The 14,758-nt window shown below is 50.0% G+C and carries 12 protein-coding genes; 7 read left to right on the top strand and 5 right to left on the bottom strand.

Translation table 11 applies throughout. From position 1 onward, the window contains the following. Positions 1-336 precede the first annotated feature (336 nt). Together HMPREF3091_RS06485 and rlmG are read right to left on the bottom strand one after the other, a co-directional pair. The gene (locus tag HMPREF3091_RS06485) at positions 337-1,500 is read right to left on the bottom strand and encodes a pyridoxal phosphate-dependent aminotransferase (RefSeq protein WP_070714888.1); all 1,164 of its coding nucleotides are present in this window, start codon (positions 1,498-1,500) and stop codon (positions 337-339) included. Between the two features lie 152 nt (positions 1,501-1,652). Then, complete coding sequence (gene rlmG, locus HMPREF3091_RS06490; protein WP_035503585.1) at positions 1,653-2,819, bottom strand: 23S rRNA (guanine(1835)-N(2))-methyltransferase RlmG; 1,167 nt, start codon at positions 2,817-2,819, stop codon at positions 1,653-1,655. Between the two features lie 158 nt (positions 2,820-2,977). Between rlmG and HMPREF3091_RS06495 the strand changes: the two genes are divergently transcribed. Together HMPREF3091_RS06495 and HMPREF3091_RS06500 are read left to right on the top strand one after the other, a co-directional pair. Beyond that, on the top strand, positions 2,978-3,481 hold the full coding sequence (locus tag HMPREF3091_RS06495; RefSeq protein WP_035503583.1) for a M48 metallopeptidase family protein: 504 nt from the start codon (positions 2,978-2,980) through the stop codon (positions 3,479-3,481). A gap of 92 nt (positions 3,482-3,573) precedes the next feature. Further along, the gene (locus HMPREF3091_RS06500) at positions 3,574-4,611 is read left to right on the top strand and encodes a Gfo/Idh/MocA family protein (RefSeq protein WP_004093829.1); all 1,038 of its coding nucleotides are present in this window, start codon (positions 3,574-3,576) and stop codon (positions 4,609-4,611) included. Positions 4,612-4,662: 51 nt separating this feature from the next. Here HMPREF3091_RS06500 and HMPREF3091_RS06505 read toward each other — a convergent pair whose 3' ends face one another. Then, on the bottom strand, positions 4,663-5,586 hold the full coding sequence (locus tag HMPREF3091_RS06505) for a DMT family transporter (RefSeq protein ID WP_004093826.1): 924 nt from the start codon (positions 5,584-5,586) through the stop codon (positions 4,663-4,665). 181 nt (positions 5,587-5,767) lie between these two features. On the opposite strand from HMPREF3091_RS06505, the gene HMPREF3091_RS06510 reads away from it, so the two are divergent. From HMPREF3091_RS06510 to sstT, 3 genes are all read left to right on the top strand, one after another. After that, positions 5,768-6,490, top strand: a complete 723-nt coding sequence (locus tag HMPREF3091_RS06510) for a glutamine amidotransferase (protein WP_070714889.1) — start codon at positions 5,768-5,770, stop codon at positions 6,488-6,490. Between the two features lie 411 nt (positions 6,491-6,901). Further along, positions 6,902-7,870, top strand: a complete 969-nt coding sequence (locus HMPREF3091_RS06515) for a TerC family protein (RefSeq protein WP_070715254.1) — start codon at positions 6,902-6,904, stop codon at positions 7,868-7,870. Between the two features lie 348 nt (positions 7,871-8,218). Then, positions 8,219-9,460 carry a serine/threonine transporter SstT gene (gene sstT, locus HMPREF3091_RS06520; protein WP_070714891.1) on the top strand — a complete coding sequence of 414 codons (1,242 nt, stop codon included), beginning with the start codon at positions 8,219-8,221 and terminating at the stop codon, positions 9,458-9,460. Between the two features lie 48 nt (positions 9,461-9,508). On the opposite strand, the gene HMPREF3091_RS06525 is transcribed toward sstT, so the two are convergent. Then, complete coding sequence (locus tag HMPREF3091_RS06525) at positions 9,509-10,360, bottom strand: DMT family transporter (protein ID WP_070714892.1); 852 nt, start codon at positions 10,358-10,360, stop codon at positions 9,509-9,511. Positions 10,361-10,389: 29 nt separating this feature from the next. Next, complete coding sequence (locus tag HMPREF3091_RS06530; protein ID WP_004093812.1) at positions 10,390-11,283, bottom strand: LysR family transcriptional regulator; 894 nt, start codon at positions 11,281-11,283, stop codon at positions 10,390-10,392. A 110-nt stretch (positions 11,284-11,393) separates the two neighbouring features. Here HMPREF3091_RS06530 and HMPREF3091_RS06535 point away from each other — a divergent pair, with 110 nt between their 5' ends. Further along, positions 11,394-12,086: a pirin family protein gene (locus tag HMPREF3091_RS06535; protein ID WP_070714894.1), complete on the top strand. Its 693-nt coding sequence runs from the start codon at positions 11,394-11,396 to the stop codon at positions 12,084-12,086. A gap of 391 nt (positions 12,087-12,477) precedes the next feature. Further along, the gene (gene nrdD / locus HMPREF3091_RS06540) at positions 12,478-14,616 is read left to right on the top strand and encodes an anaerobic ribonucleoside-triphosphate reductase (protein ID WP_004093802.1); all 2,139 of its coding nucleotides are present in this window, start codon (positions 12,478-12,480) and stop codon (positions 14,614-14,616) included. The last annotated feature ends 142 nt before the right edge of the window (positions 14,617-14,758 follow it).

Here is a 14,758-nt window from a genome sequence, read left to right on the forward strand (position 1 = left end):
TCGGCTGTCCGGTAATGTGCCGGAAAAGGTCAAAATCAAAATAAAAAGCGTGGGCGGTTTTTAGTTTAAGTCTTGGTAGGGAGAGCCGCCGATACAGGGATGTATCGGCGGAGTTTGGGGCGCCCTGGATGGGCGATACCAAACCGGAGCGGAGATGGCGTCTCGGATAAAAGCGCGCGAGTGCAGAGACCACGCGCTGGTGGTCTCTGCCCGTACGCCTTCATGGATGTATCAATGAAGCTCGGTATGGACAGGCGGGCGGAATATTACTCTTCAGTCCCATAAACGACAGACGAGCGGAACCTTACACAGCCATACCAGAACAGGTATAACTACCTACACCCACCCTTTCGCCCTAAACGACTTCAACACACTCACAAACACCTGCATTTCCTGCGGGGTGCCTAGCGTTAGGCGGTTCCAGCCTACGGCTGGGGGGAATTCACGGCCAACGTAGACGTTTTGCTGTTTCATACGCTCTTGATAAGTTTTCACATCGCCATTGACCTTATGGAAAATGAAGTTTGCCTGTGACGGAACGTATTCCAAATTTAACTCATCGAGCATTGAGGTCACTATCTGACGAGAAAGATCGATAGATTTACGACTTAAGGCCACAAAAGTTTTGTCTTTTAACGATGCCAGTGCGGCAACCGCGCCTGCGGCATTGGTGTTATCCAGCGAGACAAAATTTTCCACCTCGGCAATCACCGCAGGCGCAGCAATGCCGTAGCCAATACGTAATCCGGCCAGCGCATAAATTTTCGAGAAAGTGCGCGTTACAATCAGGTTTTTCTGCCCGCTTTGTACAAGGCCTATCGCACTTTTAAAACGCGGATCGTTAACAAATTCGGCGTAAGCTTCATCGACGATAAAGAACGTATCTGCCGGCGCGCTTTTAATCCAACTCTCTATCGTGGCCGCAGGCGTAATTGTCGCCGTCGGGTTATTCGGATTGCACAGGTAAACAATCGATTTGCCAGAAAAACCGTCGGCTTTTTGCTTCATAGTGGCCAAATCAAACTCAAGTTTGTCATTCAACGGCACTTTAACAATGTCGGCACCCAGCGGTTTAGCGTATAGCTCGGCATAGTTGAACGTGGGATCGGGAACGATCACCTGCACTTTTTTCTGCTGCTGTTGCGCCTGCAAAACAATCGCCTGCACCGCAGCTTGAATCGTCTCTGAGGAACCGTTGTCCAGAGTGACGTTTTCTGTCTTCAGATTAAATTGCCCAGCCAGCTGTTCGATAAGCTCTGCGCGCGCGGCGTCAGGATAACGAAATGCCGTCGGCAAACAGTCCACGACGGCCTGTTTAGCCTGCGCAGACATCCCTAACGAGTTCTCGTTGAAATTCAGTAACAACGGATGTTGTTCTGTAGGAAAAGAGATTTCAGCCGCTTTTACGGGGGTTGCGGCCTGTGCGCGATTAATCAAACCGCTTAGCGTTAATCCACCGAGAATAGCACCTGAAGATTTAAGAAGAGTACGACGATCCATGGCAAAGTCCCTGTCAGCAGCATTATTTATTTTAAGAAGCGTTTTTTGATCAGCCGTCAGGCGGCTGTAGGACAGAGCATAACCGAGGGAAAGTGCACAACACAATATGTTATGCACTTTTTATGATTATAAATTCAGATTGGCGTGTGAGATTAACGACGCGGAGGAAGTTTTGTCGCTTTTAAAACCACAAACTTTTTGTTGGTTTCAATCGTTGTACAGTTGCCGAACAAACGCTTTAGCTTGTGGAAATAATCCAGATGGCGGTTACCCACAATATATAGCGTACCGTGAATTTTCAGGCAGCGCTTAGCGCCGACAAACATATCCCAGGCAACCTGATCGGTGATGGAATGCTGTTGATGGAACGGAGGATTACACAGTACTGCGTTCAGGCTACCGCCATCCACACCAGAGAAGCCGTTACCGACGCGGAAAGCACAGCGATCCATATCTTCTGGGCGGTTCACTTCAACGTTCATCTGTGCCGATGCGACAGCCATGTATGACTCATCGCAGAACAGCATGTCAGCGTTTGGATTGAGCTCTAATGCCTTCAGCCCGATCACACCGTTACCACAGCCGAGATCGGCAATCGATCCTTCAATATCTTTCGGCAAATGCTCAAGGAAGAAACGTGCACCGATATCTAAATTGCTGCGCGAGAATACGGATGCATGGTTATGCATCTGATAAGGTTCGTCCGTACCGCACAGATCTAAAGGCCACACGGTAGTTGGCTGTGCCGGAGCAGGGTTACGCTCGGCCACTTTACAATGAATCAGACGCGCTTTTTTCCACGCCAGCGAAGTATGAGTATCGCCGAGGATGGTTTCAAACAGCTGTAGCGTCGAGGTATGGATATCACGCGCTTTGGCCGCCGCAATAATCACGGTATCTGGAGCAACGACTTCACGCAGTGCACGCAGTTGGTGCTCAAGCAGCGCTAACGCTTTCGGCACCTTAATTAGTACCAGCGCAGGCGACTGTGGCAAAGGTGCAAGGCTATCGAGCAGGGTTACCGTATCGTCATCCATGCCGTTCAGGCCAAGGTTATGACGCGTTGCCAACTGGCTCACATAGGAGTCACTCACGCTATATAGCGGCTGGCCATGCAGTGCACAGGCCAACGCGCCAAAGGCGTCGTTAAACACAATCACCGGACGACCTTCTGTCTGTGGCAGCTCAAAGCTCTGCAACAGATATTCATCGGCGGCTTCCCACGCTTGTAACGTTGGATCATCAGACTGCTGTGGGTAGCGTTCTAGCTCAAGGCCATTTTCTTCAAAAAAACCGGAGATCGGTTCGAGTTGGCTCATCGCCCCTCCAAAAACTCTATCCATTTGATTTAATGGACGAATAAAATAAATGATCGTTCAGACGCAACGGTCTTTCACCGCCGACGCATCATGCTCAGAATTGTTATGTCACGCGCATGACGTACAATAGTCCGCTATTGTACCTGAAGGAATTGAATATGACGTCTTTGACTTACTTGGCCGGCTATCCGGAACATCTGCAAACGCAGGTTCGCCAGCTACTCGACCAGCAACGTCTGGGGACGGTTTTATTGCAGCGCTACCCGCAGCCACACCAGCTCACCACCGATCGCGCACTCTATCAATACACCACCGATCTGAAAAATCAGTTTCTTCGCAATGCGCCACAAATTAACAAAGTGGGTTATGACAGCAAAATTCAGGTGCTCAAACACGCATTAGGATTACATACCGCGATTTCGCGTGTGCAGGGTAGCAAGTTAAAGGCAAAAGCTGAAATCCGCGTTGCTACCGTATTCAAAAATGCGCCTGAGGCCTTTCTTCGCATGATCGTGGTGCATGAGTTGGCTCATCTGCGCGAGAAAGATCACAACAAGGCATTTTATAATTTGTGCTGTCATATGGAACCTGCCTACCACCAGCTTGAGTTTGATACCCGAATGTATCTCACGCATTTAGAACTGGTGGGCGCTCTGTATTAATTTGCTGAGCTGAGTCGTACTAATGCAATAACCGTATTAATCCAAGAAATGCTACTCTGTGAAAAATCTTACTTTCCCGATCGGAGCCGCCCATGATCCGTTTTGCCGTTATTGGAACTAACTGGATTACTCAACGCTTTATTGATGCCGCTCATGCTACCGGCAAGATGCAGCTTACCGCCGTTTATTCGCGCCATCTGGCTCAGGCCTATACCTTTGGTGAGCCCAATAAAGCCCAGTATTTTTTCGACTCGCTCGACGATCTCGGGAGCTGTGAGCATGTTGACGCGGTCTATATTGCCAGCCCAAACTCTTTCCATTACCCACACACGCTGGCAATGCTACAGCATAAAAAACACGTTATCTGTGAAAAGCCGCTGGCTTCTAATCTGCAAGAAGTCGAAAGCATGATCGCATGTGCGCAGGAAAATCAGGTGGTGTTGTTTGAAGCGTTTAAAACCGCTTATCTGCCCAATTTCTCTGTTATTCAGCAAGCCCTGCCACGTCTGGGAAAATTGCGTAAAGTCTTTCTGAACTATTGCCAATATTCATCGCGCTACCAGCGCTATTTAGACGGTGAGAATCCAAATACCTTTAATCCGGCATTTTCAAATGGCTCGATTATGGATATTGGCTATTACTGCCTCGCCAGCGCGATATCGCTGTTCGGTGAACCTGAAACGCTGACGGCAAGCGCAACGCTGTTAGATTCTGGCGTCGATGCTCACGGGCACGTAGGAATGAACTATTCAGCGAACCATGCGAATGGTGAATTTGATGTCGTGCTGTTCCACTCTAAAGTCAGCAACTCAGATATTCCAAGCGAAATTCAAGGTGAAGATGGCACTTTAGTTATCGAAAAAATTTCTGAATGCCAAAAGGTGACGTTCACGCCGCGTGGTGGACAGCCTGAGATTATTTCTCAGCCACAGCATGAAAATACGATGTATTACGAAGCCGAAGTCTTCGCCAAGCTGGTGCAGTATCAGAGCGTAGAACACGCTGGGATTAACGTATCACGCAGCACAGCCAAAATTCTGACGCAGATTCGCGCCCTGACCGGAGTAGAATTCCCTGCCGATGCCGCAATCCCGCCAGAGACAGTGGTTGTCCCTAATACCCGCGGTTGATCGCATAAGGCCTCTCTTTCGTCAGCATCATGCAAAAGAGAGGCCTGCGCCCTAGCGAGAGCTTTTGACCTGTTGAATTGGCGCTTTCACAGGTCGCTTGCCGCCAAAGCTTAATACCGCTAAGGCAAGCACAATCAGCACAATGCCAGTTCCTTCGACCGAGCCAGGGTTTTCACCCAGTAGCCACCAAGAAAACAGCACTCCACAGACCGGTACCGCTAAGGTGCTCAACCCAGCGATACCCGCAGGAAGATTTTTCAATACAAATAGCCATAGCGTCCACGCCAGAGCGGTAGCCAAAATAGCGCTGTATGACAGCGCAAAATAAACATAGGGATCCCACACGATGGGGCGCTCGGGTACCAGCCACGCAATAACGCTCATAATGATCGCGCCGTAAACCATTTGCCATGTGGTGAGCGACAGCAAATCCACTTTGGGATATCGCTGATACAGACGCTTCGCGACGATGGCGCTTGCCCCCCAGCTTATGCCGGAAAGGATCGCCAATACTGCGCTTTTCAGTGACTCTCCCGTCAACTTCCACGGCTGTAACACCAAGCACAGTCCGATAGCCGCGACCACAATGGCCAGATACTGCACTCGGCGCATTCTTTCGCCCAAAAACAGCGCCGCCATGATGACCACCCAAAACGGCATGGTATAAGTCAGAATAGCTACTTTTCCAGCACCACCGCTTATCAGTGCCCACTGAGCCAAGCCAACCATACCGCAGGTCTGCAACACGGCAATGGCCAGCGTGTAGATAAAAGGCGTCGGTTTCATGCCGCGTCCGCGCAGCTTTAATACCACCAGAAGTAATATGGCCCCGAACACGCAGCGTAACGCAGTAAAATCAAAGGCACCGATATACAACGTGACCTGCTTCATCGCGATCCAGCTATAGCTCCAGATCAGCGTAAGCAACACCAGCCCGACAAACGCCAGCGGGTCGGTTTTTCCTGCAACAGACATTTCGTTTTCCTAATGATTATCAATCGTGCTTATTATCACTTCCTCTATCATCTCTCATTACCGCTCATGAAATCTACTTTGTATATTTCACAATGGCATTAGAAATATTGGCCAATTACGTCTAATTTGTAGTCTTCAATTATTTGGAAAATATCCAACGGCGCGGTACTTAGGAGATTCTATGGCGGAGTTTGAAGTGAAACCCTTTGTCATTCTACAGACCGGTGATGCTCCGGATGTCATTCGCCAGCAGCACGGCGGTTTTACCGACATGTTTTTGCAACAGGGTGAGATAAACCCAGCCAGCGTGGTGATAGTCAATCTTCCAGCCGGTGAGCAGTTGTTAAGCCCTGAGCACTATCGCGGCGCAATCATTACCGGGTCAGCGGCGATGGTGACCGAATTATTACCGTGGAGCGAACAGGCTGCCGTTTGGCTGCGCGATGCCGTCGGTATGGGATTGCCTATTTTTGGTGCCTGCTACGGTCATCAATTACTCGCTCACGCACTGGGCGGTGAAGTGGGCTATCATCCGCAAGGAATGGAGATCGGTACGTTAGAAATAGAGCTCTTGCCGGAGGCCAAAAACGATCCTGCACTGCAATACTATCCACCACGATTTTATGCCAACCTGATCCATTCACAAACCGTACTACGTCTGCCTGAAGGTGCCGTCGCACTGGCGCGCTCAGCGCAAGATCCTCACCAAATTATCCGCTACCGAGATAATGTCATTAGCACCCAATTTCACCCTGAGTTTAATGGGCCGGTAATGCACAGTTACATGAGCTGGATTGCCGAGTTAGAACCAGAACATCAGACAAAATATCTCGATATTCAGCGTCGAACCAGCAATACCCCCGTCAGCCAATCTTTGCTGCGCGAATTCGTCAACGGTTTATAAATATTACGCGTCATGGCTTTACAGTGTGTAAAGCCATGACGCAAGTTTTAGCTTTCCTTACCCCCTTGAAAGATTGACCTTAGAAACAATTTGCATTATTTTCTTACATGCAAAGGGGAGTAACTTCATTGCTGGTTAATCGTCATTACGGTGCGTGCTACGTACCCGGTTGCCAGGCAACGCATTTTAGCTATGAGCTAAAATGTATCTAAGCGCCCTGCTTAGATGAATACCAAGTCATTCATTGAGTACAGCCAATTGCGCTGTTGCATTGATGACACAGGTATCGAGTTGTAAGTGAGACCTTGCCGGAAGGCGAGGTGCGCTTAAAACTCAGACAAGAGTCGTCGCTGTCGTCCTCCGTCATCGTGATTTTTGTATTTAATGAGTGTTACGAAGGATACTCCCATGATCAATTCCATTGGCTCTCCCCTGCTCTGGGGCAGTTTTGCCGTCATCGTCGTCATTATGCTCGCCGTCGATCTGCTGTTGCAGGGGCGTCGCGGTGCAGCCACCATGACGCTACGCCAAGCCGCCATTTGGTCGCTGGTGTGGGTGAGCTTATCTCTGCTGTTTAACGCCGGTCTGTGGTGGTATCTCAGTGAAACCATGGGGCGCGCCGTCGCCGATAAACAGGCTCTGGCGTTCCTGACTGGCTATCTGATTGAAAAAGCACTGGCCGTCGATAACGTGTTTGTATGGCTGATGTTGTTTAGCTATTTCTCTGTGCCGCCAAATCTACAGCGCCGTGTGTTGGTATTCGGGGTTCTTGGTGCCATCATTCTGCGTACTATCATGATTTTCGCGGGCAGCTGGTTAGTCACGCAGTTCCAATGGATTCTATATGTCTTCGGCGCCTTCTTGCTGTTCACCGGTGTGAAAATGGCCTTGGCGAAAGAGGACGACGGCGATATCGGTGATAAACCGTTGGTGCGCTGGATCCGTAGCCATCTGCGCATGACCGATAAAATCGAAAACGAACACTTCTTTACCCGCAGAAACGGCGTGCTGTTTGCCACTCCGCTGTTGCTGGTACTGATACTGGTTGAGCTCAGCGACGTTATTTTCGCCGTAGATAGTATTCCGGCGATCTTCGCGGTGACCACCGATCCGTTCTTGGTCTTAACCTCAAACCTGTTTGCGATTTTAGGCCTGCGCGCTATGTACTTCTTGCTGGCTGGCGTCGCGGAACGCTTCTCAATGCTGAAGTATGGCCTCTCGGTGATTCTGGTATTTATCGGCTTCAAAATGTTGATTATGGATCTGTACCATATCCCGATTGCCGTTTCCCTGAGTGTGGTGGCCGGTATTCTGGTACTCACGCTGGTGATTAACGTATTCGTTAACCGCCGCAACGACCGTTTGAAATCACAGATTTAATATTTTTGCCCCGGCCTGTCCGGGGCTTTTCTTAGCAAAAATGTCCCCACTCTCCGCATTGTTATATCTGTATAAATAATCGTTTAAAAGTGTTTTACGCTATTTTTCTCTGTCACTAATACCAGAACTATCTACTCCGCACGCAAAATCGCCCTATTTTTACCATTTTTGTTACCAACAACACATGAATGTTAATTTAATGTTTTAATATTTTAAGCTGCGCAGAATTTTATACTTTTGCCGTTTCTTATTTAAACAGTTTCCCTATACTGACTTGGCAAACACAATTAGTTACATGTCTGTGAGCTAGCGCTCAAGGACGACAATAAAAAGAAACAGGTAAACATTATGGAAAAACAGTCTGGATTCATGCGTTTCATTACGCGCGGTAGTCTGGTGGGGCAAATACTTGTCGGGTTAGTACTGGGCATCTTGCTCGCAAGCATTGCACCAAATGCAGCTATTGCGGTTGGTCTACTCGGCTCGTTGTTCGTCAGTGCGCTAAAGGCCGTTGCACCTATTTTAGTTTTTGTACTGGTTGCGGCCTCCATCGCGAATCATAAAGCAGGTCAGCGCACCAACATGCGTCCGATTCTGTTTCTTTACTTGCTGGGCACCTTCTCTGCCGCGTTGGTAGCCGTAGTGTTGAGCTTCGCCTTCCCGTCTACGTTAACGCTGGTGGCGGGTAATACTGACATCACTCCACCGGGAGGGATCGTCGAAGTATTACGCTCTCTGCTGATGAACGTCGTCGATAACCCATTCCGCGCCCTAACGACCGGTAACTTTATCGGCATTCTGGCCTGGGCGATTGGTTTAGGTGTGGCGCTACGTCATGCATCTGACACCACTAAACTGGTGGTCAGCGATCTCTCCTACGGCATCACCTTTATCGTGCGCGTCGTGATCCGTTTTGCACCGCTCGGTATTTTCGGTCTGGTGGCCTCTACGTTGGCAGAAACCGGATTTGATGCACTGTGGGGATATGCGCAACTGCTGGCTGTTTTGATTGGCTCGATGCTGCTCGTAGCGCTGGTGCTGAACCCGCTGATCGTGTTCTGGAAGATCCGCCGTAATCCGTATCCACTGGTGTTCACCTGCCTGCGCGAAAGCGGCCTAACGGCGTTCTTTACCCGCAGCTCGGCGGCAAATATTCCGGTAAACATGGAATTGGCCAAAAAGCTGAAACTGCACGAAGACACCTATTCAGTATCGATTCCCTTAGGTGCCACCATCAACATGGCTGGCGCGGCGATTACGATCACCGTGCTAACGCTGGCGGCGGTGCATACCTTAGGTATTACCGTTGACCTGCCGACAGCGCTGCTGTTAAGCGTGGTGGCTTCAATCTGTGCATGCGGAGCATCTGGCGTGGCGGGAGGGTCACTGCTGTTGATCCCACTGGCCTGTAGCCTCTTTGGTATCAATAACGATTTGGCGATGCAGGTGGTTGCCGTCGGCTTCATCATCGGCGTGCTGCAGGATTCTTGTGAAACCGCGCTGAACTCTTCTACCGATGTGCTGTTCACCGCGGCAGCCTGTCAGGCGGAAGAAGCGAAAGAATTAGCGAAGCAGCCAGAGCTGAGCTAATCATCAAGTTTACCGCTCCCTGTTTACGGGAGCGGTCATTCACTCAGGTTAGCTTTTACGTCGCGCAGACCATGCCACGGCCAAAATAATCAGCAACCCGCCAGAAACCATCCGTAAACTGGGCACTTCATGAAATAGCGCCCACGCAATCAAAATCGCATACACCGGCTCTAACGCAATAATCATTGCCGCCATACGCGCTTTTAATGCCTGCAAGCTGCTAATAAATAGACTGTACGCAAGCCCCGTGCAAATCAAACCAAGACAGGCAATCCACACCCAGTCCATAGCGCTGACCTGCGGCAACTCATGGTAAGTGAAAGGTAACAGCAGCACGATCACAGCCAGATTCTGCCACCAGCAAACCTGTGTACCGTTGACGCTGGCCGCTGAGTGGCGATTTGCTAACGCGAGGATCGCATAAATTAAACCAGATAGAACGCCCCACAGCAGACCTTCAGTCGCGCTGTTTTCAAAGTTGAAGCTTGGCGTCACCAACACTAACCCTATCGTCACCAACAGTATTAAAACATACTCCGACGACGACAATTTTTCTCGGTATAGTAGCCCTTCCAGAATGGCGACAAACGCAGGGAAACAGGCAAAGCCGAGTGTCCCCACAGCGACACCACCGACTTTAACCGCAATGAAAAACGTGACCCAGTGTGCGCACAGTAGCGCACCGCAGGCGCACAGGCGTCCCACGCTGCGCAAGTCGAGATCGCGCCACGGTAAACGTTTAAGCTTCATTAATAACAATGACATGGCGGCCAACGCAAAAATCGCGCGGCCAAATACCAAGACGGCGGCACTGCTGACAATCAGCTTGCCGAAAATACCTGAAATACCGAACAGCACGGTGGCACCGTGCATTAGCCATAGCGCACGGCGACGATCCATGCTCACTCCTCAAAAAATTTGCTGAAGGATCAGCGGCTCAACAGTTTAGGAATCTCACGCAGCAGCCAAGACTTGGCCTCACCCATACTGTCACGACGCCACGCCATAATAATGTCGGTTTCATGGCTATATTCCGCGCTCACTACGCGTAGACGTCCTTCCGCGATATCTTGCTCCACCAGCGGATACGGCATGGTGGCCACGCCTAAACCATCGATCAGCGCTTGGCGTTTATCGGCAATAGTGCTTACGGTTAAACGCTGTTGTTTATCAAGCAGTTGAACCGTGAGAACCGGACGCTCACGGGCAGTATCCGCCACGGCGATCCCCCGATATTTCACCCGAACTGCGTCCGACAACGGTTCTGGTTCCAGATGGATAGGATGCTCAGGTGCCGCTACGTAAACGCTCATGACTTTATACAGTTTACGCACGTTAATTTCCGAGGATGAGCGGAAGTGCATATCTGGCGCAATCACGATGTCTGCTCTTCCCTGCTCTAGACGTTCCCAAGCACCGGCTAACACTTCCGTCATCAATGACAGCTGGGTATTAGCTTTCTTCGCCAGTTTATCCACCAAAGGAAATAGCTGAGTCGCTGGCACTAAGGCTTCGCACACGACGGTAATATGCGTTTCCCAGCCACGAGACAGAGCCTCTGCATCCGTAGTCAGTTTATCTGCCGCTTCGAGTAGAATGCGCCCGCGTTCGAGCAACATACGGCCCACATTGGTAAATTTGGTTCGATGCCCAGAGCGGTCGAATAGCACCACGTCCAACTCTTCTTCCAGCTTCTGCATGGTATAGCTTAAGGCCGAAGGTACTCTGCCTAACTCGTCTGCCGCCGCAGCAAAACTTCCACGACGATCTATGGCATCCATGACCCGCAGTGCTTCCAATGTCAGCGCGCGATCTTTACTCATAGCATCCTTCTATTCAGGAAATTTGAATATACCGACCAGATTAACTGGCTAACAATCTTACGTCCAGACGCTTACCATGGTTATATCCATAATTAAGAGCCTTGAGCGCCATGATTACACAACGAAAAGCCCAAAACTGCGGACACGCTGACTATGGTTGGCTCAAGTCCCGCTATACATTCTCATTCGGCCACTATTTTGATCCCAAACTGATGGGGTATGCATCGCTACGCGTTCTCAATCAAGATGTGCTCGCACCCGGCGCGTCGCTCCAACCGCGTACCTTCCCACGCGTCGACGTGTTGAATATCATTCTTGATGGTGACGTTGAGTACCGTGACAGCGAGGGCAGCCATACCCATGCGCATACAGGCGACGTCGTTTTGCTAGCGACACAGGGAAACATTAGCTACAGCGAACACAACCTCAACAGCGATAAACCGCTAACGCGAATGCAGCTATGGCTGAATGTCTGCCCTGAAAGAGAAAATGATGAGATTCAGCGCCTAACGCTGACTGAAGAACCTTACCGGTTACTCGCCTCGCCCGAAGGCGATAACGGTAGTCTACAGCTACGCCAGCAGGTGTGGATCCATCATTTGGATCTTAAGCCGGGCGAGAAACAAACGTTACCACTGCACGGATCGCGCGCCTATGTGCAATCGATTCATGGGAGCTACAAAACGCAGGATAGCACCGAATTGCTGGCCTGCGGCGACGGCGCCTTTATCAATGATGAAGAAAACCTAACCCTCACCGCTGTCACTCCTTTGCGTGCACTGGTCATTGACCTGCCGGTGTAATTTGAACTGACATGTGGCTCTCTTGAAAATGATAAGAGAGCCATATCGACGAATGAAAGAGTCCTAAAACCCATACAAATCCTATTGTATTCTACAGCCACATCACACCCCATTAACCACCTAAGTACCACCTGCAAACAACCTCGCTTACATTGAGAAAATCGACCTCGCTCTCGGTTTGTATAACGTTTCTACCGAATATAAAAATCTTTGCGCTAAGTCAAACTACTGTGCTTTCACAAAAAACAAATACCATATATAGTGTCCAACACATTAGATAGCACCCATATGTAGTAGTTATCCACAAAGCATCCACAAAAGTCCGCCAGACCTTATGGCATGCGGATTTCGGCTGTGGATAACACATGAACCGGGTTAAAGGAGCGAAGCGGTGAAACCTATAGTGATTAAACGGGACGGTTGTCAGGTACCTTTTGACGAACAGCGAATCAAAGAAGCTGTGGTGCGCGCTGCCCAAGCGGCAGGCGTTGATGATACCGACTATTGTGCAACCGTCGCCCGCGTAGTCGCTATGCAGATGGCGGATCTCGAACGTGTTGATATCCATGTGATTCAAAACGCCGTAGAAAACCAACTGATGGCAGGCAACTATAAGCAGCTTGCGCGCGCATACATTGAGTATCGTCATGACCGTGACGTCTCTCGTGAACAACGCGGCCGTCTTAATCAGGAAATCCGTGGCCTGGTCGAACAAAGCAATGCGGCTTTGCTCAACGAAAACGCCAACAAAGACAGTAAAGTGATCCCAACCCAACGCGATCTATTAGCGGGTATTGTGGCTAAGCACTATGCGACGCAGCATATTTTGCCTCGTGACGTTGTGCTAGCGCATGAGCGTGGTGAAATTCACTACCACGATCTGGATTACTCTCCGTTCTTCCCTATGTTCAACTGCATGCTGATTGACCTTAAAGGCATGCTGACCAACGGCTTCAAGATGGGTAACGCTGAAATTGAGCGTCCTAAATCCATCTCTACCGCTACCGCCGTCACCGCGCAAATCATCGCGCAGGTCGCCAGCCATATTTATGGCGGCACCACCATTAACCGTATTGACGAAGTTCTGGCGCCGTTTGTGACTGCCAGCTTTGAGAAGCATCGTAAGACCGCCGCAGAGTGGAACATCCCTGACGCCGACGGCTATGCAAAAACACGTACGGAAAAAGAGTGCTACGACGCATTCCAATCGCTGGAATATGAAGTCAATACGCTGCATACCGCTAACGGTCAAACGCCATTTGTTACCTTTGGCTTTGGTCTAGGAACCAGCTGGGAATCACGCTTGATTCAACAGTCGATCCTAAAAAACCGTATCGCGGGCTTGGGCAAAAATCGCAAAACAGCCGTCTTCCCTAAACTGGTGTTTGCCATCCGCGATGGCCTAAACCACAAGTTTGGCGATGCTAACTACGACATCAAACAGTTGGCATTAGAGTGCGCAAGCAAGCGTATGTACCCCGATATTCTTAACTACGATCAAGTTGTTAAAGTGACCGGCTCCTTCAAAACCCCGATGGGCTGCCGCAGCTTCCTCGGCGTGTATGAAGAAAACGGTGAGATGATCCATGAAGGCCGTAATAATCTCGGCGTCATTAGCCTAAACCTGCCGCGCATCGCATTAGAAGCTAAAGGTGACGAAGCCGCATTCTGGAAACTTCTGGACGAACGTTTAGAACTTTCTAAGAAAGCTTTAATGACGCGTATCGCGCGTTTGGAAGGCATTAAAGCCCGCGTTGCCCCCATTTTGTATATGGAAGGCGCGTGTGGCGTGCGTCTGAAAGCCGACGATAACATCGCTGATATCTTCAAGAATGGTCGCGCCTCTATTTCACTGGGCTACATCGGTATTCATGAAACTATCAATGCGTTGTTTGGCAACCAGACTCACGTATTCGATGACGAAGCGCTGCGTGCAAAAGCCGTTGCCATTGTTGCCCGTTTACAGCAGGCGACAGACAGCTGGAAAGAAGAAACCGGCTATGGTTTCAGCCTGTACAGCACGCCGAGCGAAAACCTGTGTGACCGCTTCTGCCGCTTAGATACCGCTGAATTCGGCGTAGTACCGGGCGTCACCGACAAAGGCTATTACACCAACAGCTTCCACTTGGACGTTGAGAAAAAAGTTAACCCGTACGACAAATTGGATTTCGAAGCGCCTTACCCGCCATTGGCGAGCGGTGGTTTCATTTGCTACGGCGAATATCCAAACTTACAGCACAATCTGAAAGCGCTGGAAGACGTATGGGACTATAGCTACAGTCGAGTGCCCTACTACGGCACCAATACGCCAATTGACGAATGCTACGAATGTGGTTTCACCGGCGAGTTTGAATGTACCAGTAAAGGCTTCACCTGCCCGAAATGTGGCAATCACGACTCGGCCAAAGTCTCAGTGATCCGCCGCGTATGTGGCTATCTTGGTAGCCCGGATGCGCGTCCGTTCAACGCCGGTAAGCAGGAAGAAGTTAAACGTCGCGTTAAGCATTTGAATAACGGACAGATTGGTTAATATCGCGAACTGACTGAACAGGTTCTGTTTTGAGCTTGTTCAGTCAGCGTTATTGTCTCCGCCAATTTGGATACGACCAGCACAGAAGATCTGGAGCATGCACGTACATGAGCCGATTCTTTGCAAGAAAGTAAGCGCTGCC

The sequence above is a fragment of the Hafnia sp. HMSC23F03 genome (assembly GCF_001816025.1).
GTDB classification, from domain to species: Bacteria; Pseudomonadota; Gammaproteobacteria; order Enterobacterales; family Enterobacteriaceae; genus Hafnia; species Hafnia paralvei.

Coding starts and splice junctions, on each gene's coding strand:
- HMPREF3091_RS06505 (WP_004093826.1), bottom strand. CDS start 5,586: ATGTCTGTTGCAGGAAAAACCGACCCGCTGGCGTTTGTCGGGCTGGTG.
- HMPREF3091_RS06535 (WP_070714894.1), top strand. CDS start 11,394: ATGATTACACAACGAAAAGCCCAAAACTGCGGACACGCTGACTATGGT.
- sstT (WP_070714891.1), top strand. CDS start 8,219: ATGGAAAAACAGTCTGGATTCATGCGTTTCATTACGCGCGGTAGTCTG.
- HMPREF3091_RS06500 (WP_004093829.1), top strand. CDS start 3,574: ATGATCCGTTTTGCCGTTATTGGAACTAACTGGATTACTCAACGCTTT.
- rlmG (WP_035503585.1), bottom strand. CDS start 2,819: ATGAGCCAACTCGAACCGATCTCCGGTTTTTTTGAAGAAAATGGCCTT.
- HMPREF3091_RS06525 (WP_070714892.1), bottom strand. CDS start 10,360: ATGGATCGTCGCCGTGCGCTATGGCTAATGCACGGTGCCACCGTGCTG.
- HMPREF3091_RS06485 (WP_070714888.1), bottom strand. CDS start 1,500: ATGGATCGTCGTACTCTTCTTAAATCTTCAGGTGCTATTCTCGGTGGA.
- HMPREF3091_RS06495 (WP_035503583.1), top strand. CDS start 2,978: ATGACGTCTTTGACTTACTTGGCCGGCTATCCGGAACATCTGCAAACG.
- HMPREF3091_RS06510 (WP_070714889.1), top strand. CDS start 5,768: ATGGCGGAGTTTGAAGTGAAACCCTTTGTCATTCTACAGACCGGTGAT.
- HMPREF3091_RS06530 (WP_004093812.1), bottom strand. CDS start 11,283: ATGAGTAAAGATCGCGCGCTGACATTGGAAGCACTGCGGGTCATGGAT.